Consider the following 20,653-nt stretch of genomic DNA (forward strand, 5'->3'; position numbering starts at 1 on the left):
TGCACTAGACAGGATGTTGGGTATTAAGAAAATGAGCGATTTGTATGATGAATATCAATTGGAAGACACGGAGGGCGAAACATTTCTTAAAGAGGTATTGGCGAAACTGCACGTTAACCTGACAGGCATTGACAGCCTAGCCAGTACTATCCCAAAAACTGGTCCGGTCATTATTGCCGCAAACCACCCTTTTGGCGGGCTTGAAGGTGTCATCATGTTGCACGTGATCACCAAAGTCAGACCTGATATAAAAGTATTGGCTAATACAGGGTTATCACTCTTCCCACAAATGGCCATGTGGAGCATTTTTACGAACCCGTTAAAAGCAAACAACCCTAAAAACGCACCGTCTCTCAGAGCGTGCAAAAAACATCTTCTCAATGATGGCGCTTTACTGTTATTCCCAGCAGGACGGGTGGGATACTTTCGCAAAGATCGGGGCAGAATTGCCGATCACGAATGGAACAGGATAATCAGCCGATTTGTAAGCCTTCCTAATGTCAAGTATTGCCCTGTTTATATTCATGGACAAAACAGTCCGTTGTTTTATCGCTTAGGTAAAGTTTGGTATCGCTTCAGATTACTCATGCTAGCGCGAGAATTAACCAATAAGCATAATGCAAGCGTGTCATTGCATTGTTCGCATGCCAACGATATTAGTAAGACTGTCAGTCAAATGAACGATGATGAGGGAAGTGAATTTTGCCGTGCATTAAGTTACATTCATCATCCTGAGTACATTGAGGAATGGCCGACCACTGCACAACAACACTTAAAGCCTATTGCAAGTGCCTTGCCCAAAGCGCGTATCTTATTGGAAGCCAACGCGCTTCCCAAAGCACAATGTCTGTTTTCACAAGGCAAAATGACCGCCTATTTTGCTTCCGCAGATCAAATACCTGACATCCTTTACGAAATAACCCGAAGACGAGAAATTGTCTTCCGCATGCACAATGAAGGCAGTGGTGAGCCTGTAGATACTGACAAATTTGACACCACGTACACGCACCTTTTTGTAATTGACGGTGAAAATGGTGAGGTTGCAGGTGCCTATCGTATGGGGCAAACCGATAAATTGTTAGCCACATCGGGTAGCGCCGGGCTTTATCTTTCGCAAATGTTTGCGTTTGAAGAAGCGTTTGTTAACCACCGCCAACCCTGCCTTGAGATGGGCCGCTCATTTTTAATGCCAGCATATCAAAAATCGCGTTTGGGGTTGTTCATGCTGTGGCGTGCTATCGGTGAGTTTGTGGTCAGGCACCCCCAATACAAAGTGTTATATGGTACTGTCTCGCTAAGTAAACTCTACGACAAACGCAGTATTAAGCTGATAGAAACTTTGGCTGTTACTAAAACTAACAGGGTTGCTCCTCATGCAAGCTTTGACTATACACTTTCACCTGAGGTGCAGTTGTTTTTGGCACGCGCTTCTCAGGCAACTGATGTTATTGCCTACCTAGACACCTGGCTTAGCTTCACAGAAACAGATCAAAAGAAATTGCCTGTTTTGCTTCGCCAATACGCCAGTTTAGGTGCCACATTTCACTGTCTTGGCGTTGATAAAAACTTTGCAGACACACCGGGGCTGCTTTTGAGTGTAGATTTGAGCCAAGCACCAGAAAAACGACTCAAACAGTTTTTAGGGCCAAACTGGCAAAAAATAGCACGCTGATTGATTGGCTATGCTTGTTGGCTTTTCAAGGTAGCAGGTGCTACACCCACATGTGATGGTAGCGACACCGCAAATGCTGCGGCAAGCTGTTTGATAAATGCAAAGTGATGGATAGCATGGCTGCTCACAAAACTGAGTTCACGCCCTAGTGTAGACCATACTGTGTTGTGCTCAGTGACGACTTTCAATTTTTTCTCATGCTCTTGCTCAGACAAGTTTGCTAACCATTCACTCACCTGCTCCCAATACGTTAATGCCATTGAGAGATCCGATTCCACTGATGAGTGCCGAGCACGTTGGTTGTAATCAATGTAGGCCGCGCCTAAACCCAGCATAAGCGCTTGGTAATGATCAAGAATGTGACGAATATGTTCACCAATAGAGCTATTAAAAGGGCCTGGCGGTATCGCGTCATACTGCTCATTAGACAGTGATTTAAGGATAATATTGGCGTGATGTACGGGTGCCAAAAAGCTATCAACAGGTGGGGTAGCGGCAGATGTTGTCACGTGCCTATGTTCCTTATTCTACGCTAACTATCTTGTCAGCTCTTTTTCTCATAGGTGTAAAGACCGCTAAACTCTGTTATTGCTTTCATACGACGCGCCAGCGATCAGATATTAAGGTGACACATCTGAAGATAAATGTCATGCCGAATGGGCTACTCGGATGAGTTTAGATACATCAAACCCTTCCTCTTCCGCTTTCTTCACAAGCTCCCTGTAGGTCGCTTCATTCACATTTGGATCTCGGGCCAGAATCCACAGGTAGCTCCTGTCAGGTCCGGTGACTAAAGAGTAAGAATAATTGTTCTTATCTAGTTCAAACACTACATAACTGGCGTAAAAGGGGCCAAAGAAGGACACTTTCAAGTGCCCTCGGCTTTGATCACCAACGAAGTAGGCCTTGCCATCGGCACTCTCCCACAACCCCTTGCTGTCGATAAACCCCTCATTGAGGACATCCAGTCCACCATCCTCCCTAAGTGTGTAGGTCGCGGTGACATTTGACATTCCACGCTCAAAGCTATGGTCAAAACGCGCTATTTCATACCATTTCCCCAGGTATCTATTTACCTGAAAATCATCAACAGGCGTTATGCCTTCGGGTACCGAAGTGCAACTCGCGGTTAACACTAATAGAAAAATTAATCCAAAAGAGCCAGCAATCTTTTTCATAGTTAGAGTACTATTTCATTATTCTAGTTATGTGAGTTAATAAATATGCAAAGAGCCAGAAGCGAGATCATATACGGATGCATGGGTTTCGGTGGAGATTGGAGTACAGCGCCAATAAGTAAGGCCGACCAACTAAAAGCAACCACCTTGATTGAAACAGCCATAGAGCAAGGCGTAACCACGTTTGACCATGCTGATATTTACACACTAGGCAAAGCAGAGGAAGTATTTGGCAATGTGTTACGCACCCAGCCTGCACTCAGAGATAAGATTCAGATTCAGACAAAGTGTGGCATACGCTTTCAGTCTGAGACTGCACCAGGGCGCTATGATTTTTCTAAGGCCTGGATAGAAGCTAGCGTAGATGGTTCGCTAAAACGTCTTCAAATTGAGCAAATAGACACCTTGTTGTTACATCGTCCCGATGCTCTCGTCGAGGTCGATGAACTCGCTGAGACACTCAGCGGACTCATAGATAGCGGTAAAATAAAACACGTTGGTGTGTCTAACATGAACCGGTTTCAGATTGCACTGCTTCAGTCTTCACTACCCTTTCCAATTACAGCCAACCAGTTAGAAATCAGCTTACTACATGCTGATTTAATTAAAGAAGGCTTATTCTTTAATACGGGAGAGAGCCAAAACGGCGCAGATACGTTGGCATTTTGTCAGGCTAATAGGGTCAGCATTCAAGCCTGGGGGAGTCTGGCACAAGGAAAACTAACCGGTGGTACAGCCACTTCAGAAGCAGAGATGAAAACAGCAGAATTGGTTCAGCAGTTAGCCGAAGAGTACCGCTGTTCAAAAGAAGCCATTGTTATCGCTTGGTTGTTGCGCCACCCAGCACAGATTGCACCTGTATTGGGCACCACCAACCCTGCACGGTTAACTGCATGCATGCAGGCGGCGGATATTTGGCTAACTAGGGAGCACTGGTACCAACTCCTCATTACCGCTTTGGGTAAGCCTCTGCCGTAAAAAATTGTGTGTTAATTGCTAGCGAACTCCTGTTTACGGCCTATACTTTTAAGGTGGCTAGGGGATTGAGTAGTGCCCTTACTGATTACATGGAGAAGTACATGCTAGCAGGCGTAAAACAAGAATTTTTGTGTCCTCATTGTGGTGGTTTGAACACTTATATTACCGGTGAAAATTGTGCACTTAAGGAGGAATTGGTGTGTTGTGTTCACTGTAGAGAGACCATCAATGTCATCCCGGCAGCAGGCGTTGATAATTCAGTGAATTTGATTGTATCTGATTGTGATGCCAACGCGGCTACCCGGTAGCCGCACCTTCTTAACTTTCGAAGAATTCTCTTCTCATCTGTGGGTCAGTGTTAAATACACCACCCAGCGCGGACGTTTTAGTGTATGAATTGCTATCACGGATCCCTCTAGCTTTTACACAATAATGCGTGGCATTAATACTCACCGCCACGTCTTCAGTGCCCGTGAGCGCCTGGATTGCCACCATAACTTGCTGTGTTAACCGTTCCTGAACTTGCGGTCGCTGTGCAAAAAAGCCAACGAGCCGATTTATTTTCGACAAACCTAAAACGGTCCGTTTTGGAATATATGAAACACTGGCAGTGCCATCGATGGTTACAAAATGGTGTTCACAAGTGCTTGTCAAACTAATGTCTGACACTTGCACTGGCTGATTCAAACGCATTTTATTTTCAATTTGCGTGATTTTAGGGAACTTGCTGTAGTCTAGACCCGAAAAAATTTCATTCACATACATCTTTGCGATTCGATTCGGCGTGTCCATTAGGCTGTCATCGGTCAAATCCAGACCTAAAGTTTCCATTACATCTCGCATCGCATTTTCAATCTTAGCACGCTTCGCCTCGTCACTGAGGTGATTTTCTACCATCGGCGTTTCAAGCCCTTGGCTGATAAGCGCATCGCGCACGATAACGGCCTCTTTAGTAAGAGACGGTTCACTACGACTACGCATTACGACTGCTTCTTTTGACAACATGTATTCTTCCGGTGTTGTATTTTTAGACTGATACGTAACACAACCCATATAAGGTTTAATCGAATTTCGGCGAACGGTACTATAAGCTATTCAAATACAGCATGTCAGGAATGAATTTTGACTTCACCGATCCTACTCACTGGCGGTACACAACGCCTTGGACTCGCCATTGCAGAGATGCTCTTAGACAAAGGCGAGACCTTAATCATAACATACCGCACCGCAAAACCGGCAGTAGATTTATTGGCCAAGAAAGGCGCCACTATGATCCAGTGCGACTTCCAACGGCAGGAGGACATTGAAAGCCTAATAGCACAGGTGCGCAATCAAGCTCCTGTGCTGAAGTGTATTATTCACAATGCTTCAGATTGGGATGCCGAGAAGGACAATTTGGCAAGCCCTGAGATTCTGCAAAAAATGATGCAAGTTCACGTTAATGCGCCGTATTTGATTAACTGGGCGCTGGAGGGCAACTTAAGGCAGTTCAACGGATTTGCCGATATTATCCACATGACAGACTATGTTCAGGAGACAGGCAGCGCCAAACATGTTGCTTATGCAGCAAGCAAAGCCGCATTGCACAACCTGACACTCTCCTTTGCGAAAAAGCTGGCGCCTGATGTAAAAGTGAATAGTATTGCGCCTGCTCTGGTTATGTTTAACGAGTGGGATGATGACGCATACCGCGAAAAATCACAGAAAAAGTCACTGCTCGAGAAAGTGCCAGGGGCAATAGAAGCGGTAAAAGCCGTTGAGTATTTGCTGAATAGTGACTACGTAACAGGCCAAACGCTACACCTTAACGGCGGAAGACATCTAAAATGAAACAGCTCATGCCCGAATGGGCGCCTTGTGAGGCAGTTATACTTGCCTGGCCAGACAAACACACAGATTGGGCTCCCTGGTTAGCAGACGCTCAACAGACCTATCTAAACCTAATCGATGTCATCAATGCTGCTGGCGCAATGGTGATATTACTGTGTAAAGACGCATCAATGACGCGCGTAAAAGACATGCTGACAGCATCCCAGAGGGTCCTTATTGTAGAAGCAAGTTACAATGACACTTGGGTTAGAGACTATGCATTCTTGACATGTCAAAGCCCAGATGGCCCTACCCCTGTGGAATTTAGCTTTAATGGTTGGGGACAAAAGTTTGATGCGTCAAAAGACAATATGATCAATAAGAAGGTATTAGCCTCATTGTGTAGAAAACCCTTGGAGAGTAGTCAGGTCATTGCTGAAGGTGGTGCATTGGAGATAGACGATAGCGGAAACCTAATCTCGACTTCACTGTGCCTGCTCAATCCTAAACGCAATGGTGCGATGTCCCTATCGGAGTATCATGATATTTTTGCTGACATGTTGGGTTGCTCCTCGTTTACTGCATTTGAGAACGGGCATTTGGACGGCGATGATACTGATGGCCATATCGATACTTTGGTTCGCTTTACACCATCACAAGGTATAGTGATTCAAGCCTGTGACAACAACCCTGAAGATACCCATTATCAGGGGCTTTGCGATTTGGTAGCAGAATGTAAAACAAGTTTTCCTGAGTACCAAACATTCACCCTACCATTGCCAAATATAACTAACCAAGATGGTGACAGGCTTCCAGCTTCTTATGCTAACTATCTGATATGCAACGACTCAGTTTTAGTCCCTGTCTACAATCAACGTGAAGACGCTGAGGCGCTGCGCAGTATAAGGAACGCTTACCCGGGCTATCGAATTGTTGATGTCGATTGTTCAACTTTAATAAATCAATTTGGGAGCTTACACTGCATCACCATGCAAGTTCCCCGCGGTACACTTAACGATGAAGTAGTAGCCGCAGTAAATAATGGAGTGTGTATCTATGCGCCCTGATAAATTGAAAATTGGGCTAGTACAGCAATCGGTGGCTGATAACAACAAAGCTGTTAACTGGAAAAAAAGTGCTCAGGCAATTGTAGAATTAGCAAAACAAGGCTGTGAATGCATTTTATTACAAGAGTTGCACAGTACCTTGTACTTCTGCCAACAAGAGGACACTGACGCGTTTGACTTAGCTGAACCCATCCCTGGCCCGGCAACCGACTACTTTGGTGAAATTGCGGAGCGGCACAATATCGTATTGGTGACATCACTGTTTGAAAAGCGCGGGTCGGGTCTTTACCACAACACCGCGGTTGTTTTTGACAGAAGTAAAGACATCGCAGGTAAATACCGCAAAATGCACATACCCGATGATCCAGGATTTTATGAAAAATTTTACTTCACACCAGGTGATATGGGATTTGAGCCCATACAAACCAGTGTGGGTAAACTGGGTGTGCTGGTATGTTGGGATCAGTGGTATCCGGAGGCGGCGCGTTTAATGGCCATGGCCGGTGCTGATATATTGTTTTATCCGACCGCTATTGGTTGGGATAAAAATGACACGCCCGACGAACAGCAGCGTCAACACGATGCGTGGCACACTATTCAACGCGCCCATGCGGTTGCTAACTCAGTCCCTGTAGTAGTGGCCAACCGCACCGGCTTTGAGGCCTCACCCGTGGCGAACGACCCGGGTATCCAATTTTGGGGGCAGAGCTTTATTGCAGGTCCTCAGGGTGAAGTACTGGCCCAGGCAGGTAAGGAAGAAGAGACCACCCTGATGGTAGAGCTGGACATGAACAGGACTGAGCAAGTAAAACGGATTTGGCCCTATTTCCGCGACCGCAGAATTGACGCTTATGATGACTTAGTCAAACGTTGGAGAGATTAAACGGAAACACCCTACCTTCATAGTTAATGTAACCGGAAGCCGTCTTGTCGAGTAAGGTCGCGATGGCTTCATCTTCCACTGTCAATCCCCCTGTATATTGCCCAAGAGCCGGCATAATAAGTAATTGTTGTGAATGCACCAGGCAGCGCCCCCGAAGGGTCATTCGCTTTTCTTTCACCTGTGCTTTGGGATGAAAATGACCGATCATTTGTGGCTCAATAGTTTCGTCTGGCTCATGCAAGAAAAGGATGCCTTCTCGACACCATTTAAGCGTTTGTATGCCACCCAGCTCCTGAGGAAGTTTAGGATCGTGATTACCCAGTATCCATATCCAGTTAGGCACTTTTTCTATAAGCAGAAACAACTGGTTTAACTCGGCTCGCTGCATTCTCGAAAATGCGGCATTATCGTGAAAGGTGTCGCCCAGACACACAATGGTGGCGGGTAAATAGTCGGCAATTAACGCGCTTAATAACTCAAGTGTTTTGCGCGAATCATAGTGAGGAATCGGGTTAGCAAACTTGCCCAAAAAGCTGCCTTTTTCAAGGTGCATATCAGAGACAATCAGCACGTCTTGCCCAGGCCAGTAAACAGCATTACGCCCATCATTAATAAACACCTGACCTGCGAATTTAAACGGTAGGGCCTGCCGGCTTTCAACCATTCCTGCCAGCCATCTTGCATTAATTGCCACTTAATAACGCCTTTACTTCATCGAGCATCGCTTCAGCTTCAGCGTAGAGGTTAGCCTGCTCGACAAACGCCTCTGCCGTCGCACCCTTTACCTGCTCACTTCTTACATCCAATACAATGGGAATAGCCATGGGAGAAACATTGGGCAAATCCTGAAAATCTATTTTACCCACAAAACGGATTAACGTATCTGCCAGTCTGCTCAGGTCAAGTAATTCCCTTTCAGCTTCTGCTCGCGTTACGGTTAATAGAATGTGATCCCTGTCATATTCCCGTAGGGTATCGTAAATTAGGTCGGTAGAAAAAGTGACTTGTTTCATGGTTTTTTGAGCGCTGTGATAACGCTGCTCTGTCAAACCACTGACCACAGCAATTTGCCTGAATGCGCGCTTTAACATGGGGGAAGCCAGCATCCAGTCTTCCAGCTCATCACCTAAAATATCTGGCTGAAATAGGGCCAGAATATCCTCTTGGTTTAGAGGCTTCAGGGCACAGATGGACAAACCATAATCCGTTACACTAAAGCTCAGTGGTTTTAATTTGCGTTTTTCCATCCTCCGGGTGATCAGCATTCCCAGTGTTTGGTTAGCCTTGCGTCCTTCAAACGTATAATACAGCGTGTAGTAGGATTTTCGATACGGGAATTGTTCAACTAATACCCGATTGTTAGTGGGAAGCTGAGAAAAATCCCGTTGCAGTATCAGCCACTCTTGCACTTGCTCGGGCAGTCGCGCTAGTCGTTCAGGCTGATTTAACAACGCGCGTACACCATCAGCTAAAAAGGTGCTTAACGGCATTTGTCCCCCAACATAGCTAGGTATTTTGGGGTCTTTTGCTTTACTTGGTCTGGCGTGCACCTGCATGTCTCTAATGGCTTCAAATTGCAATATCTCACCAGCAAAATAAAAGGTGTCACCCGGTACCAGCTGCTGGGCAAAATATTCCTCAACCTCACCAATCACTTTGCCCTGATTTCCTCGCCTTATGCGCTTAACTTTTAGCCGGCCTGCTTCGACTATGGTCCCTACATTCTGACGATGTCGCTGAATTACCCGTTTTGACACCGGTGCGAAGCAGCCCTGATCGTCCTGTGTTAATCGTTTGTACCTGTCGTAAGCCCGAAGTGCATAACCGCCATCCACGGTGAATTGCCAGAGTTTATCAAAGTAATCTTTGGGGCAATCGCGATAAGGATAAGCTTGGGTAATTTGTTGAAACAACTGTTCAGGACACACAGCCTGGTGGCAAGCGCAGTTCATTATGAATTGCGGAATAACGTCTAAGGCACCAGGATGCATAGGGTCACCATCAAGTTTGCCTTGGTTTATTGCATCTATCGCAGCCTGACACTCCAGTACTTCGAAACGATTTGATGGTACTAAATAGGCTTTGCTCGCTTCTTCTAGTCGGTGGTTAGAACGTCCTATTCTCTGTAACAGCCGACTCACCCCCTTCGGGGCCCCCACCTGAATAACCAAATCAACATCGCCCCAGTCGACACCCAATTCCAGTGCAGACGTAGCGACAATAGCCCTAAGCTGACCACTTGCCATCATATTTTCGGTCTTGCGACGTTGCTCTTTACTCAGCGATCCGTGATACAACGCAATCGGCAAGGCTTGTGTGTTTTCGGTCCACAACATCTGGAAAATGAGTTCGGCCTGAGCTCTGGTATTCACAAAAACCAGCGTAGTATTTGCCTCAGCAATTTTTTGATAGATAGCCTCCATCGCATACTTCGCCATAAAACCACCAAAGGGAATACGCGCATTGACGCTGAGCAATTTCACCACTGGCACTGAAGGGGTTGGCACTTCAATTAGATTGGCTGGTTGGCCTGATGGACCTAACCATTTGGCAACCTGCTCTGGCGCATCCACGGTCGCTGACAATCCCACTCTATACAATGTTTTCTGAAACCCCGTTAAACGCGATAAAGCCAGAGCCGTGAAGTCTCCCCTTTTATTGCCTACCAGGCTATGTACTTCATCAATGATGACGGTTTTCACATTGCCGAAAAGCTTGTCTGCATCTGCATAAGACAACATGAGCATCAGTGATTCTGGCGTAGTTAACAGAATGTTGGGCGGTTTTCGACGCTGCCTTTGCCGCTTGTGTGAGGGCGTGTCTCCTGTTCGCGTTTCAATGCTGACATCAAGCCCCATCTCTTCTACCGGAACCGTCAGGTTGCGGTGAATGTCTTGGGTGAGGGCTTTGAGTGGTGAGATATAAAGTGTGTGCAGGCCTGCTTGAGGGCGCTTGTACAAGTCAATTAATGACGGCAAAAAGCCCGACAAGGTTTTACCCGCACCTGTGGGGGCAATAAGCAAAGTAGCGTGGTCTTGTTCAGCCGCAGCAATCATACTTTTTTGGTAGTCGCGTATAGACCACCCACGCTGGCTGAACCACCGGCTAAATACTCTGGGGATAGAGGCGAGTTTTGATTTTTTTGCTGTCATGCCCTGTATACTTCTCAACATGCGCTTGAGTTCTTTTTTATTGCTTTATCAATGCGGCTTACGGTGAACTTGGTAACAATTTGTGCGTAGAAAAGAGTGGATGTTGTTATTGTGAGTCGCCATGCCTGTGTTAAATGCCGCCATTGTCGTTTTTATTGTTGCCATCACCGCCGCAATTTTTGGCTTCAAAGACTTTGCGAGTGATGCAGTTCTAGTAGCAAAGATTCTGGTTGGTGTATTTATAATTTTCACCATTGCTAATTACATTCGCATCAAACTTTTGAAGCGGAGTTGAGCTTGCACCCTAAAGAATGGATTTCAGTGCGGGACGCGGGGATTTATTGTCATCCCGCCGACGCCTACATAGATCCATTGGAGCCTGTATCTAGAGCGATAATCACTCATGGTCATGCTGACCACGCACGCCCCGGTCACCATTGCGTAGTATCTACAAAGGCCACCTTGGATATCATGCGCGTGCGATACGGCGAAGAAATGGCAAAAGACGCGGTCGCATTGAAGTATGGAGAGGATTATCAACTTGGTGAGGACGCCGATCCCGTCAAACTTACCCTTTACCCAGCCGGGCACATATTGGGTTCAGCGCAAGTAAAACTCAGCTATCGGGGCAACAGTATAATATTTGCCGGTGACTATAAACGACGTCACGATCCTACCTGTGAACCCTTTGCCGTGACGCCCTGCGATGTGTTTGTCACAGAAGCAACATTTGCATTACCCGTGTTCACACATCCCCCGTTGAAAGACGAAATCCAAAAACTGCTGCACAGTTTGGACACTTTTCCTGAACGCTGTCACTTGGTAGGGGTTTATGCCTTGGGAAAATGTCAGCGTGTACTGTATGGGCTTCGTCAATTGGGCTATAGCAAACCCGTTTATCTGCATGGTGCGCTGTTAAATCTGTGTGCGCTCTATCGCGAATACGGCCATAACTTTGGTGAGCTCATCCCGGTTAGTGAGGTGGCGAATAAAAAGTCACTGGCGGGCGAAATTGTGCTTGCTCCACCCTCGGCGTTGAATGACCGGTGGTCTCGAAAACTACCAAATGTTCGCACAGCTATGGCTTCAGGGTGGATGCAAATCCGAGCGCGTTCAAAACAGCGGCAGGCAGAGCTGCCACTTATTATTTCTGATCATTGCGACTGGCCGGAGCTGCTCAGAACTGTTAAAGAGGTCGATGCGCCCGAGGTCTGGGTCACACATGGCAGAGAAGAAGCACTTATCCATCAGATTGAAAAAATGGGTATACGTGCGAAGGCGCTATCGTTGCTCGGCTATGAAGATACTGAGGAAACCGGTTGATGGACGCCTTCAGTCAGCTGCTCGACCAGCTCTATTTCACCAATAGCACAAAAACCAAGTCTGCACTCATTCAGGCTTATCTGCACGCAACACCCGACCCCGACCGAGGCTGGGCCATTGCTGCTATTGCAGGCACGTTGACCTTTGATTTTTTCAAACGTAACACCGTAAAAAAGTTGATCCTCGACCACGTTGACCCAACATTGTTCGCTTTGAGCTATGACTATGTGGGTGAGATGAGCGAGACGGTGGCGCATCTGTGGCCTCATAGCATCAATAGCGATGAACCACTGCCGAGCTTGCATGAGATAGTGATGCAATTCACTCACTGTAAAAAGCCTGAAGTGCCGACGCTTTTGACACGCTATCTCAGTAGAATGTACGCCTCTCAGCGCTGGGCTCTCCTCAAACTCGGTACGCGGGGCTTACGTGTCGGTGTGTCTGCCAGAGCATTGAAACAGTGTTTGGCTGAATACGGCAATGTAGATGTGAGTGATATTGAACGTATTTGGCATGGTCTTACTCCACCCTACACCGACTTAATGGCCTGGTTGGATGGCCACGCCCCAATACCGGACGTTAGCGACAAAGGAAAAGCTCTGTATAGCCGCACGGGCGATGATATTAGCCATTCATTCGGTGATCTCTTGGATTCCGTTGAACTCAATGGACGCCTAGACGGTGAACTCGTCGTCATGCTGAACAGTAAGGTCGCGCCTTTTAATGATTTGCAGCAAAGACTCAACAAAAAGAAGCCCAGCAAGCGTTTAATGGAGATGCTACCCGTTCATTTAATTGTTTATGACGCATTAACACTCGACGGGAATACGCTGACGTCTCTGCCTTTATCAGAAAGGAGAAAGCAACTCGACGCTTGGTTTGAAGGCAAACGACACCCTAGGCTCCACTTATCAGAAAAGTTTACTGTGACCAACAAAGACGCCTGTGTCCAGTTACGCGAACACGCGATTACACATCCGCACATTGAAGGGCTAATGTTAAAGCGTCTCGACAGTGTTTATGTCAACGGTCGGCCCAGCGGGCAATGGTATAAATGGAAGCGTGACCCTTATGTTGTCGACGCGGTTATCATGTATGCACAGCGCGGCCATGGGAAGCGATCGTCTTTTTATTCAGATTACACCTTTGGTACGTGGCAAGGTGATACGCTATTGCCCATTGGCAAAGCCTACTCGGGCTTTACTGATGAAGAACTGAAAAAGCTGGATACATGGGTGCGCAAGAACACTGTAGGTCATTTTGGCCCTGTCAAAGAAGTAAAAAAGGCGCTGGTATTTGAAATAGCCTTTGATTCAGTACACGAGTCAAAACGCCACAAATCGGGGCTAGCGCTGCGTTTTCCCCGTATTCATCGCATCCGTTGGGACAAGCCTGCGAATGAAGCAGACACGTTGGACACCGTAAGACGTCTTATAACAACCAGATAATAGCGTGAGTAGAACTGACCGTATAATTGATACAAATCAATTACAAATAGCCTACCTTGAATACAATCGTACTGAAAGATAACTGCAAATTTAGGACATGCACATGGGTATTCAAGAAGAAAGGCTACTTGCACTTAGGGCCGAACTTACTGAGCGAGTCAATAAAATCGATAAGGATTTTCATAGTCGCGAAACCAGCAGCAAGTTTTCAGAACAGGTAACCGGCGGTCAGAACGATGATGTGTTACACAATCTCAAGAATGAGGCGCAGTTCGAACTTGAACAGATTGAGCATGCTCTAGTTAGACTGCGCGCAGGAGAATACGGTGTGTGTGAGAAGTGCGGTGCAGATATCGCCGAAGCACGTTTAACTGCGGTGCCATATGCAACTCACTGTCGCCAATGCGCTGCGTGAAAGTAGAATAATTAGTACTAGCTTAGACTCAATTTGACAGCGGCACATTCTTTCAGGTGCCACCGTCACGTGAGGTTTGAAACAGGTTCTGTTCAGTAATTTACTTCAGGTATAGCGTGATAACGGATTTAAGTTATAAGTCGCAGCCAATATGGCCATCAATTGTGGTAGGGGTTTCGTCAATCATTTCAACGGCGATTATTCTTCCATCTTTTGTTTTTGTTATTAAATACTCTCTATCGTATCCGAAACTATGTAATATCGAGGAGCATTCAAGTCCTAATGTACGAAAGATGGCTTTTGCTTCACCGCCAGAAAATCGACCTCCATCTAGAGCATAAATGTCGTTCTTATTTCTTATGTAATTATCAAATTGAGTTCCATTGGCCAATGAACTTTCGAATTGATTTACTGATATACCGAGAGTTTGACCCAGCTCAATATCTAAAATCAGCACAGATCCATCGCTAAAATTGAACTTCGTCTTCCACTTGTCGTTCAAGAATGGGTTGATATTAACATTTTTGACTGCCAGGGAAATATTGAGTCTAGACATGGCCTCTGTAAACGTTTTCAAATATGAATCGACTTGTTCATTCATATCATCCAAGTGTGTATTCAGAGCCCCACTACAAACCATGTTGATCTCATAGGCAATCGCACTGGGGCAGACGTCACCCACTGGATTCGATGAAGATGACGAATAAGCACCCGCATTTGAAAATGCGGCTAGGCTTTCACCTGAGAGACTAGTTGCATTTCCCCTCGCAGACACGTTGAAGGTAAGCTCTTGTTCTACTCTTTCGTAAAAATTTTCAGCTTCTAATACTGAATCCACAATTTCCGTTTCGTCTGGTCCATTCCGCAAGATTTGATATGAGACCATCGAGCCTGAAGAGCTTCTGATGAAAGAATAAAATGTAGAACTAGCCGCACTCGCATTTACAACCAATATCGTAACCTCAGTGATAGCCGACTCAACGCGTTTAGAGCCATTGCTATAAAGTGATACCGCAGCAAGGTTAGATAAATTTTGAACGCTGTACGTTGAGCAACTTTCGTTATTAACAGGGGAAACGGTGTTACATACAAAAAGCTTTTTCTCAACCAATTCACTTGCTTGAGACAAAACGGGGGCTAATAGTGAGACAAATAGAACAGATGTGACTACGAATAACCGTTTCATTACAATCCTTTATTAATTCAACAGGTTAACGCGAAAACGATAAAATAAGATGTGAATAAAGTCAATTTCCTCTTTGCTCTGAACTAGGGTCTGTGATTCCCTGAAGTAAACAAAGTAGATAGCGCAACAAGACCTTTTTCGGGAAAAACCTGTCTAATTGAGCCATAATTTCATAATCTTACGTTTCTAAATTTGCGATTGATGATTACACCTTGCGTTCTTTAGGTGAGCATCTAAATACATAAGAACAGTTACACAATCATGGCAAACTTTATTAAAAGGGTGGCTAGATGAGTGATTTTGACTTTGTTATCTACTATATCTTTTTTCCTATTTTTGCCCTTTCATTTATCAGTGCGATGTCTTGGCTAATCTTTGTTACTCAGTTCATACAGTACATATCTGATAAACATCCCACTTTGTATGAGCATCTGGGTCATCCCGTTATTCATATCCTTTTTTGGCGTTTTCCCAAATCATCAAGCTCAAGTGTAAGGGTACACGCCACCGGATCTGGCCTTAATATCCAAAATATCTACACTTTTGATGAATTAAAAAGCATGTCTTCTTACGCAACATTCATACTGAAAGCGGGGTACAGGAAAGTTGACGATCCAATGATGCAAGCTAAAGGAGGGCGTGCGAGAGCTGCTGGACTAGCATGTGCTACAGGTTTTTCATTACTGCTTTGTATTGTTTTCGGACTTGCTGTTTCTGGTCAGAGTTAAGCTTAGCCAAATTACACTTTTGAATAGCTCTGTATGTAATTAACCGACATGTCGCTGCTTTCCGACCAGCTCCCAGAAAAAGGGTTCAGCTTCATGCCCGTTTGGCTCAGCAAAGAAAATTGGTGCGCTTGAGTCCAGCTCTGCAATGTTTCCGGTTTAACAAAGTACTGCCAGTCGTGCGTGCCGATGGGCAAATAACGCATAACGTATTCAGCCCCTACAATGGCAATTATGAATGACTTTAGTGTTTTGTTTAACGTGGCGAGTATCAAAAGGCCTTGGGGCTTCACCAATTGACAGCACTCATTAATCAGTTGCTGTTGGTCGGCTACATGCTCGACAACTTCTGCATTGATCACTACGTCAAATTTGCGTTTTTGTTTAACCAGTTCACTTGACAGGGTGTGCTGATAGTCAACGGTTATCCCACTTTGCGCAGCATGACGTTTGGCCACTTCCACACTGACAGCGCTGGCATCAATGCCTGTGACATCTGCGCCCAGCGCTGCCAAGGGTTCACTTATTAAGCCTCCACCACTCCCGACATCTAAGATACTGATCCCATGTAAAGGTATGGCGGTCTTGTCGTCTAACGTGAAATGAGACTCGATGGAACGCTTAATATACCCAAGTCTAGCCCGATTAAACTCAAGCGCCGTTCTCATTTTACCTTGCGGATCCCACCACTCTCGGGCCAGCTTATCGAATTTGGCTACCTCGGTCGGATCTATTGTCTTATTGTCTGAAAGAGGTTTACTCAGTGTACTTTTGTCTAACATTTTGGGAAGTTTACAGGTTTTATAAGTTATTTACTCGTTAAGGTTAAGCTTCGATCGCTTTAGGCCTTATGATTAGAATGTAAAAGAAAGAGGACAGTATCAAAATTATGCCTAACGCTACCAACGTTTTCGGAAAACCACTTATGCTGTGCTGTGGTAACACAGGCTTTACCCGAGAAGGGTTTTGTTATGTACCAGAAAGTGATATTGGTAATCACAGTGTCTGTGCCATTATGACCCACGACTTTTTACAGTTCTCTTATTCACGCGGCAATAACTTAATTACACCCGTGCCAGAGTACAGTTTTCCTGGGCTAAAAGCAGGGGATAAGTGGTGTTTATGTGCCTCCCGATGGTGGGAAGCCTATCAGGCCGGTGTAGCCCCTCTCGTCGATTTAAATGCTACACATGTTAAGGCACTCGATATTATCCCCTTGGCAATACTGGAGCAATACGCCGCTGAACCCCATCAGGTCTGAGGCGTTCGTATTACCATCAACCGCGTTTCCGTCATGTCCTCAATGGCCCAGCGGATCCCTTCTCGGCCAAGACCTGAGTCTTTCACTCCACCATATGGCATATTGTCTACACGCCAGCTGGGTACATCACCAATCACTACGCCACCGACATCTAGCTCGTCCCATGCTTTGTGTGCTTTATAAATATCACGAGTAAAAATACCCGCTTGTAAACCAAACTTACTGTTATTAGTTTGCGCGAGCGCTTCTTCAAAGTCGTCAAAGGCATGCAATACAGTTACCGGCCCAAACGCTTCCTCTGTATTGATATCTGTATTTAAGGGGCCGCCTTCAAGCACAGTTGCCTCAAGCATTGCACCTTTTTGCTGCCCGCCACACAATAAAGTTGCACCTGCAGCCACACCCGCATCAATCCACTGTTTGAGTCTTTCAGCTTCAGATTCGGCAATCATGGGCCCAATAAAGGTATCTCTGTCTTTAGGGTCGCCTGACTTTAGAGCGCTAACTTTGTCTACAAAGCACTGTTTAAATTCATCGTAGCGAGATTGATGCACAAGGATACGCTGCACGCTTATGCAGCTTTGACCAGACTGATAGTAAGCACCAAATACGATACGCTCTATGGCGTCTTCAAGGTCTGCATCTTCGTCGACAATACAAGCAGCATTACCACCTAACTCTAAAATAACGGGCTTTTTACCCGCTCGTGCTTTTAGCGCCCAACCTATATCGGGTGAGCCGGTAAAGCTGAGTAATTTAAGTCGTTCATCTTCGGTAAATAGGTCTGCCCCATCTCGACTGCAAGGTAGTATTGAAAAAGCACCTTTGGGCAATTGGGTTTCCGCAAGTATCTCTCCAATGATCAAGGCACCAATGGGCGTGCGCGAGGCTGGCTTAAGCACAAAGGTACAACCTGCAGCGATGGCGGGTGCGACTTTATGTGCCGCCAGATTTAACGGAAAGTTAAATGGCGAAATAAATGAGCATGGACCAATCGGGACTTTTTTGGTCATTCCCTGATAGCCTTTGGCTCTGGGCGTGATTTCTAGGTTGAGTACTTCGCCATCTATTCTCACCGCTTCTTCAGCAGCGATTTTAAAAGTATCAATAAGACGCGTTACCTCGCCCTCGGCATCTTTAATGGGTTTCCCCGCTTCAATACATAATGCCATTGCCATCTCGTCAAAGCGCTCCCTAAAGCGTTTAACACAATGTTCCAATACTGCCTGACGTTCATAGGGGGGCAATGCTGTCATGGCAGGTTGCGCCGCGACAGCGGCCGCTATCGCTTTATCAATAGCTGTTGAATCTGCCTTGGCGACGTAGCTAGCAGTTTCACCTGTATACTTGTCTGTGACTGCCAGATCTTTATTAGCAAAAACCGCTTCGTTAGCAAGATAGTAGGGGTACGCTGATTGCAACATTGGGCTTCCTTATAGTTTTTGACTGAGTTGCTTTATGGTTTTGTTGAGAGTTTCATCATTGAGACTGTAATCAACCGGGCAATCAATAAGGTGAACCGCAGGCTCATCCAGACACTGTTGAATTCTCCCTACAATTTCATCGGCAGAGCTGATTCGCCAGCCTTTGGCCCCATAGCTTTCTGCATACTTAACAAAGTCTGGGTTGCCGTAATCTAAACCATAGTTTTCGAATTCCATATTGGCCTGCTTCCACTTGATCATACCGTAAGCATCATCGCGCAGAATAAGTACGACTATGTGCAGATTTAATCTGACTGCAGTCTCTATCTCCTGACTATTCATCATGAAACCACCGTCGCCGCATGCTGTGAGCACCGCCCGATCTGGGTAGACCATTTTTGCAGCCATCGCTGACGGCAAGCCAGCCCCCATGGTTGCCAACGCATTATCAAGCAATAGGCTATTCGGCGAAAATGCGGGATAGTTTCTGGCAAACCAGATTTTATACACACCATTATCTAAGGTGACTATGCCGTCGTCTGGCATGGCTTTACGAATATCGCAAACCAGCCTTTCAGGCAATACGGGGAATCTATCATCTCTTTGTGCTTCATCCCTGTGTTGCACCAACGCACTGTGCACATCTTTGTAAAAATCAGTTTTCCAATGAGCTTGCGGGGTAATTTTTTCTTTTATCTGCCAGATACTATTCGCAATATCGCCCACAACTTCCAATTGCGGGAAATACACAGGATCGACGGCTGCCGATGCAAAGTTAACATGGATAACCTGCTGACCACCTGGTTCCATAAAAAAGGGGGGCTTTTCAACAACGTCATGCCCAACATTGATGATCAGGTCGGCGCGCTTGATGGCACGGTGAACAAAATCACCATCAGACAAAGCGGTGTTACCAATAAAAAGTGGGTCTTCTTCGTTTAGCACGCCTTTTCCCATTTGCGTAGTCACAAAAGGAATGCCCGTTTTATCTACCAGCTCTCTCAGCATTTTTGACGTCAGTTTGCGGTTTGAACCCGCTGCTATTAATAGTAAGGGAGATTTGGCCGCTTCAATCATCTCTACCGCGCGGTTGATTGCTTTGTATTCGGCAATGGGGCGTCGTGGTGAAGTGGGCGTAAGCACGGGTGTATTGCCATGCTCGGCTGCAATATCTTCTGGCAACTCTATGTGTACCGCACCCGGGCGCTCTTCCTGAGCAAGTCGAAATGCTTCTCTGATCGAAGAGGGGATGCGATCAGGGCTCACAATTTGCGTAGTATACTTGGTGATGGGGCGCATCATATCTACTACGTCTATTACCTGGAAACGCCCCTGCTTACTGGTTTTTATGGGCTTTTGCCCAGTAATCATAAGCATCGGCATAGCGCCCAACTGCGCATAGGCGGCAGGCGTAACTAAGTTTGTGGCTCCGGGACCCAGCGTTGACAAACACACACCCACTTTACCAGTTAGTCGACCATAGGTTGCGGCCATAAAACCTGCACCTTGTTCGTGGCGGGTCAGTATAAGTTTAATCGAAGAGTTTCTGATAGATTCTAATAGGTCGAGGTTTTCCTCGCCGGGAATGCCGAAGATATATTCCACACCTTCAGATTCCAAAGCTTGCACAAACAGATCGGATGCCTTCATGATGCCTCACTTTTAAAGTTTGTTGGGTTAAGTAAGGCAAAGCGGGCAGTATTGATCAAATATTATTTTGGTTTTTTTCCCACTTGGCGAGTTGCTTGGCGGCGTAATTGTCTACTTCTTGCTTATTGTTGCTGATCCACCATTTTTCCATGAGCCGCACGTTAGCACGGTTTGCTTTATAGAAAATATCGGCGATATCCCCGACAAAAGGAATAAAGCCCAACACCATATCTATCCCTGCATTTCGCACCATTTTTTTAATTAAGGCAGATGGCATACCCATTTTTTTACCAAGGTGGATAATACGTAGCGACAACAAAAGCATGCATGCGTCACCGACGACAGGCACGAGTCCCAGCAGAAAATCCAAGCCGACCTCAATACCGACAACAGGCAGTTTAACCGCCGTATCTAACGTGTTGGCCAGGCGTTGTGCCTGAAGCAATTCCTTGGGCGCCGGATGCGCATGCTGGTCTGTCACC

The 20,653-nt window shown here is 46.0% G+C and carries 22 protein-coding genes; 12 read left to right on the forward strand and 10 right to left on the reverse strand.

Translation table 11 applies throughout. The features are described from left to right. Nucleotides 1-31 precede the first annotated feature (31 nt). On the forward strand, nt 32-1,672 hold the full coding sequence (locus tag DRW07_RS15055; RefSeq protein ID WP_240630678.1) for a lysophospholipid acyltransferase family protein: 1,641 nt from the start codon (nt 32-34) through the stop codon (nt 1,670-1,672). An 8-nt stretch (nt 1,673-1,680) separates the two neighbouring features. Here DRW07_RS15055 and DRW07_RS15060 read toward each other — a convergent pair whose 3' ends face one another. After that, complete coding sequence (locus tag DRW07_RS15060; protein WP_124028777.1) at nt 1,681-2,181, reverse strand: DinB family protein; 501 nt, start codon at nt 2,179-2,181, stop codon at nt 1,681-1,683. Nucleotides 2,182-2,319: 138 nt separating this feature from the next. Continuing rightward, nucleotides 2,320-2,850: a lipocalin family protein gene (locus tag DRW07_RS15065; protein ID WP_124028778.1), complete on the reverse strand. Its 531-nt coding sequence runs from the start codon at nt 2,848-2,850 to the stop codon at nt 2,320-2,322. Nucleotides 2,851-2,895: 45 nt separating this feature from the next. Here DRW07_RS15065 and DRW07_RS15070 point away from each other — a divergent pair, with 45 nt between their 5' ends. After that, nucleotides 2,896-3,828 (forward strand): aldo/keto reductase, encoded by a 933-nt coding sequence (locus tag DRW07_RS15070; RefSeq protein WP_124028779.1) that lies wholly within the window; start codon nt 2,896-2,898, stop codon nt 3,826-3,828. 65 nt (nt 3,829-3,893) lie between these two features. Next, nucleotides 3,894-4,136 carry a hypothetical protein gene (locus DRW07_RS15075; protein ID WP_124028780.1) on the forward strand — a complete coding sequence of 81 codons (243 nt, stop codon included), beginning with the start codon at nt 3,894-3,896 and terminating at the stop codon, nt 4,134-4,136. Nucleotides 4,137-4,146: 10 nt separating this feature from the next. Here the strand turns inward: DRW07_RS15075 and folE are convergent, their stop codons facing one another. After that, entirely contained in the window at nt 4,147-4,833 is a 687-nt protein-coding gene (folE, locus tag DRW07_RS15080; protein WP_124028781.1) for a GTP cyclohydrolase I FolE, read from the reverse strand. A gap of 117 nt (nt 4,834-4,950) precedes the next feature. Here folE and folM point away from each other — a divergent pair, with 117 nt between their 5' ends. From folM to DRW07_RS15095, 3 genes are read left to right on the forward strand one after another with little or no spacing between them, the layout of a single operon-like run. Further along, nucleotides 4,951-5,658, forward strand: coding sequence for a dihydromonapterin reductase (gene folM / locus DRW07_RS15085; RefSeq protein WP_124028782.1), 708 nt, complete (start codon nt 4,951-4,953; stop codon nt 5,656-5,658). Further along, the gene (locus DRW07_RS15090; RefSeq protein WP_124028783.1) at nt 5,655-6,704 is read left to right on the forward strand and encodes an agmatine deiminase family protein; all 1,050 of its coding nucleotides are present in this window, start codon (nt 5,655-5,657) and stop codon (nt 6,702-6,704) included. Before folM ends, DRW07_RS15090 begins: the two co-directional genes overlap by 4 nt. Beyond that, complete coding sequence (locus tag DRW07_RS15095) at nt 6,694-7,587, forward strand: carbon-nitrogen hydrolase (protein WP_124028784.1); 894 nt, start codon at nt 6,694-6,696, stop codon at nt 7,585-7,587. The genes DRW07_RS15090 and DRW07_RS15095 overlap by 11 nt, the downstream gene beginning before the upstream one ends. Here the strand turns inward: DRW07_RS15095 and pdeM are convergent. Next, nucleotides 7,568-8,281: a ligase-associated DNA damage response endonuclease PdeM gene (gene pdeM, locus DRW07_RS15100; RefSeq protein WP_124028785.1), complete on the reverse strand. Its 714-nt coding sequence runs from the start codon at nt 8,279-8,281 to the stop codon at nt 7,568-7,570. The genes DRW07_RS15095 and pdeM overlap by 20 nt on opposite strands. Beyond that, entirely contained in the window at nt 8,271-10,760 is a 2,490-nt protein-coding gene (locus DRW07_RS15105; protein ID WP_124028786.1) for a ligase-associated DNA damage response DEXH box helicase, read from the reverse strand. Before DRW07_RS15105 ends, pdeM begins: the two co-directional genes overlap by 11 nt. A gap of 100 nt (nt 10,761-10,860) precedes the next feature. Here DRW07_RS15105 and DRW07_RS15110 point away from each other — a divergent pair, with 100 nt between their 5' ends. The 4 genes from DRW07_RS15110 (at nt 10,861) to DRW07_RS15125 (ending at nt 13,925) form a co-directional block, all read left to right on the forward strand. After that, a complete protein-coding gene (locus tag DRW07_RS15110; protein WP_205665411.1) occupies nt 10,861-11,034 on the forward strand; it encodes a DUF1328 family protein in 174 nt (57 codons plus the stop codon). Nucleotides 11,035-11,036: 2 nt separating this feature from the next. Then, nucleotides 11,037-12,062, forward strand: a complete 1,026-nt coding sequence (locus DRW07_RS15115) for a ligase-associated DNA damage response exonuclease (RefSeq protein WP_124028787.1) — start codon at nt 11,037-11,039, stop codon at nt 12,060-12,062. Then, a complete protein-coding gene (locus tag DRW07_RS15120; protein ID WP_124028788.1) occupies nt 12,062-13,510 on the forward strand; it encodes a cisplatin damage response ATP-dependent DNA ligase in 1,449 nt (482 codons plus the stop codon). The genes DRW07_RS15115 and DRW07_RS15120 overlap by 1 nt, the downstream gene beginning before the upstream one ends. A gap of 103 nt (nt 13,511-13,613) precedes the next feature. After that, nucleotides 13,614-13,925, forward strand: coding sequence for a TraR/DksA family transcriptional regulator (locus DRW07_RS15125; protein WP_124028789.1), 312 nt, complete (start codon nt 13,614-13,616; stop codon nt 13,923-13,925). Nucleotides 13,926-14,058: 133 nt separating this feature from the next. On the opposite strand, the gene DRW07_RS15130 is transcribed toward DRW07_RS15125, so the two are convergent. Then, nucleotides 14,059-15,111 (reverse strand): hypothetical protein, encoded by a 1,053-nt coding sequence (locus DRW07_RS15130; protein ID WP_124028790.1) that lies wholly within the window; start codon nt 15,109-15,111, stop codon nt 14,059-14,061. Nucleotides 15,112-15,401: 290 nt separating this feature from the next. Here DRW07_RS15130 and DRW07_RS15135 point away from each other — a divergent pair, with 290 nt between their 5' ends. Beyond that, nucleotides 15,402-15,839: a hypothetical protein gene (locus DRW07_RS15135; RefSeq protein ID WP_124028791.1), complete on the forward strand. Its 438-nt coding sequence runs from the start codon at nt 15,402-15,404 to the stop codon at nt 15,837-15,839. Between the two features lie 11 nt (nt 15,840-15,850). Here the strand turns inward: DRW07_RS15135 and ubiG are convergent, their stop codons facing one another. After that, the gene (ubiG, locus tag DRW07_RS15140; protein ID WP_124028792.1) at nt 15,851-16,618 is read right to left on the reverse strand and encodes a bifunctional 2-polyprenyl-6-hydroxyphenol methylase/3-demethylubiquinol 3-O-methyltransferase UbiG; all 768 of its coding nucleotides are present in this window, start codon (nt 16,616-16,618) and stop codon (nt 15,851-15,853) included. A 107-nt stretch (nt 16,619-16,725) separates the two neighbouring features. Between ubiG and DRW07_RS15145 the strand changes: the two genes are divergently transcribed. Next, nucleotides 16,726-17,097, forward strand: a complete 372-nt coding sequence (locus tag DRW07_RS15145; protein WP_124028793.1) for a DUF2237 family protein — start codon at nt 16,726-16,728, stop codon at nt 17,095-17,097. Here DRW07_RS15145 and DRW07_RS15150 read toward each other — a convergent pair. Genes DRW07_RS15150 through DRW07_RS15160 form a run of 3 tightly spaced genes read right to left on the reverse strand, consistent with a single transcriptional unit; the run spans nt 17,088 to nt 20,652 of the window. Beyond that, entirely contained in the window at nt 17,088-18,521 is a 1,434-nt protein-coding gene (locus DRW07_RS15150) for an aldehyde dehydrogenase family protein (RefSeq protein ID WP_124028794.1), read from the reverse strand. The two genes, DRW07_RS15145 and DRW07_RS15150, sit on opposite strands and share 10 nt — an antisense overlap. Before the next feature lie 9 nt (nt 18,522-18,530). Beyond that, entirely contained in the window at nt 18,531-20,171 is a 1,641-nt protein-coding gene (locus tag DRW07_RS15155) for an acetolactate synthase large subunit (protein WP_124028795.1), read from the reverse strand. A gap of 55 nt (nt 20,172-20,226) precedes the next feature. After that, nucleotides 20,227-20,652, reverse strand: coding sequence for a DUF4112 domain-containing protein (locus tag DRW07_RS15160; protein WP_124028796.1), 426 nt, complete (start codon nt 20,650-20,652; stop codon nt 20,227-20,229). Between the last annotated feature and the right edge of the window lies 1 nt (nt 20,653).

Origin of the sequence: Paralteromonas sediminis, from assembly GCF_003820355.1 — a bacterium.
GTDB lineage: Bacteria > Pseudomonadota > Gammaproteobacteria > Enterobacterales > Alteromonadaceae > Alteromonas_F > Alteromonas_F sediminis.

Excerpts from the sequence above, each read along its gene's own strand:
- DRW07_RS15055 (WP_240630678.1), top strand. The coding sequence starts at position 32 with ATGAGCGATTTGTATGATGAATATCAATTGGAAGACACGGAGGGCGAA.
- DRW07_RS15065 (WP_124028778.1), bottom strand. The coding sequence starts at position 2,850 with ATGAAAAAGATTGCTGGCTCTTTTGGATTAATTTTTCTATTAGTGTTA.
- DRW07_RS15070 (WP_124028779.1), top strand. The coding sequence starts at position 2,896 with ATGCAAAGAGCCAGAAGCGAGATCATATACGGATGCATGGGTTTCGGT.
- folE (WP_124028781.1), bottom strand. The coding sequence starts at position 4,833 with ATGTTGTCAAAAGAAGCAGTCGTAATGCGTAGTCGTAGTGAACCGTCT.
- DRW07_RS15090 (WP_124028783.1), top strand. The coding sequence starts at position 5,655 with ATGAAACAGCTCATGCCCGAATGGGCGCCTTGTGAGGCAGTTATACTT.
- DRW07_RS15095 (WP_124028784.1), top strand. The coding sequence starts at position 6,694 with ATGCGCCCTGATAAATTGAAAATTGGGCTAGTACAGCAATCGGTGGCT.
- DRW07_RS15105 (WP_124028786.1), bottom strand. The coding sequence starts at position 10,760 with ATGTTGAGAAGTATACAGGGCATGACAGCAAAAAAATCAAAACTCGCC.
- DRW07_RS15110 (WP_205665411.1), top strand. The coding sequence starts at position 10,861 with ATGCCTGTGTTAAATGCCGCCATTGTCGTTTTTATTGTTGCCATCACC.
- DRW07_RS15120 (WP_124028788.1), top strand. The coding sequence starts at position 12,062 with ATGGACGCCTTCAGTCAGCTGCTCGACCAGCTCTATTTCACCAATAGC.
- DRW07_RS15125 (WP_124028789.1), top strand. The coding sequence starts at position 13,614 with ATGGGTATTCAAGAAGAAAGGCTACTTGCACTTAGGGCCGAACTTACT.
- DRW07_RS15130 (WP_124028790.1), bottom strand. The coding sequence starts at position 15,111 with ATGAAACGGTTATTCGTAGTCACATCTGTTCTATTTGTCTCACTATTA.
- DRW07_RS15135 (WP_124028791.1), top strand. The coding sequence starts at position 15,402 with ATGAGTGATTTTGACTTTGTTATCTACTATATCTTTTTTCCTATTTTT.
- ubiG (WP_124028792.1), bottom strand. The coding sequence starts at position 16,618 with ATGTTAGACAAAAGTACACTGAGTAAACCTCTTTCAGACAATAAGACA.
- DRW07_RS15145 (WP_124028793.1), top strand. The coding sequence starts at position 16,726 with ATGCCTAACGCTACCAACGTTTTCGGAAAACCACTTATGCTGTGCTGT.
- DRW07_RS15150 (WP_124028794.1), bottom strand. The coding sequence starts at position 18,521 with ATGTTGCAATCAGCGTACCCCTACTATCTTGCTAACGAAGCGGTTTTT.
- DRW07_RS15155 (WP_124028795.1), bottom strand. The coding sequence starts at position 20,171 with ATGAAGGCATCCGATCTGTTTGTGCAAGCTTTGGAATCTGAAGGTGTG.